General features: G+C 58.1%; 2 protein-coding genes. Both read right to left on the bottom strand.

Annotated features, from left to right (window positions below; translation table 11 throughout):
- Positions 1-962: ISL3-like element ISPpu12 family transposase (locus tag CNQ84_RS20170; protein WP_096006536.1), on the bottom strand; the 962-nt coding region annotated here is incomplete at its 3' end.
- A 21-nt stretch (positions 963-983) separates the two neighbouring features.
- The coding region (gene lspA, locus CNQ84_RS20165; RefSeq protein ID WP_096006535.1) for a signal peptidase II at positions 984-1,296 on the bottom strand (313 nt) is incomplete at its 5' end.

Raw genomic sequence — 1,296 nt, 5'->3', positions numbered from 1 at the left:
GCTATCCACTCGTCCAGGGCGGCTTCTGCCTGGAGCCGTGTGGTGGCGTCCCAGATGCCGTAGAAGCGCTCCTTGTGCTCGTAGGCGGCCAGCAGTTGCGGGAACGCGCCTGTCCAGGTCTCCATGATGAGGCGCTCCCGGTCTGAGACTTCGTGAGCGCGTTTCAGCAGGATTTTCCGGTCTCCCTTGAGAGTCCGGCTCTGGGACGGTTTCAGCTCCTTTCTGAGGCCCTTGCGCACTCTCTCTAGGGCATCGTTGGCCATGCGCACCACATGGAACTTATCGACCACGATACGGGCCTGGGGCAGCACAGCCTTGACCGCTGCCCGGTAGGGGTTCCACATGTCCATGCTGACGATCTCGACCTTCTGCCGGTCTTTCAGCTTCATCAGGTAGTTGGTCACCACGTCCTGGCGGCGGGTGGCCAGCAGGTCGAGCAGGGTTCGCTCCTCAATGTTGGTCAGAATGCAGCGGTAGCGCTTGTTCAGGTATAGCTCGTCAATGCCCAGGATGCGGGGCGTCTCGAAGCGGTGCCAGCGCCCCAGGAACTCGGCGCGGGCGTTGAAGATGTCGCGCACCGTCTTCTCGTCCAGGCCGGTCTGTGCCGCCACAAAGGTGTAGGGGTGGTTGAAGGATTCCTTCTCCACGTACTCATGCAGCCGCAGTGTCATACGGAATCCGTCCACCATCTCCGGTAGCTGGGGCCTGAATGTTGTCTTGCAGGCCCGGCAGGTGTATCGGCGGCGGACCACCCAGAGAGTGACCCGCTTGCCGTGGATGGGCAGATCACGATAGGGAACGTCACGCTTGCCGAACCGTACGAACTCACCCTGCACGCCGCATTCCTCGCAGGCGATGGGATCGGGCACGTCCACCTGGAAGTGCATTTCGTCGTCGGTTGATTTGCAGCCCAGTACTTGGTATTGCGGCAGGTGAAGGATGTTGTCGGGAAGTTCGGTCATGGTGTTGTATAGGCGTAGGTGTCAGTCAGATCCATCCGACTCGGCATTGGTGTTTGCTTTTTTACCCAACAAGCTGCTGGAAACGAAAAGTAAGGCACCGAGGACAATTGCAATATCAGCCAGGTTGAAGGCCGGCCAATGCCAGTCTCGCCAATAGAAATCAAAGGAATCCACAACATAGCCGCGAAAGACCCGGTCAATCAGGTTGCCCATGGCGCCACCGAGGATAAGACTGTAAGCGATGGCTTCTCCTTTATGACGATTTTCAAGGATCAGCTTGATCAGAAAAATCGAGACCACTACCGCGATTCCGATAAAAAAGTAGCGCTGCCAG

Source organism: Pseudomonas abyssi, from assembly GCF_002307495.1.
GTDB lineage: Bacteria > Pseudomonadota > Gammaproteobacteria > Pseudomonadales > Pseudomonadaceae > Halopseudomonas > Halopseudomonas abyssi.
This window is presented reverse-complemented; position numbering and strand designations above follow the sequence as displayed.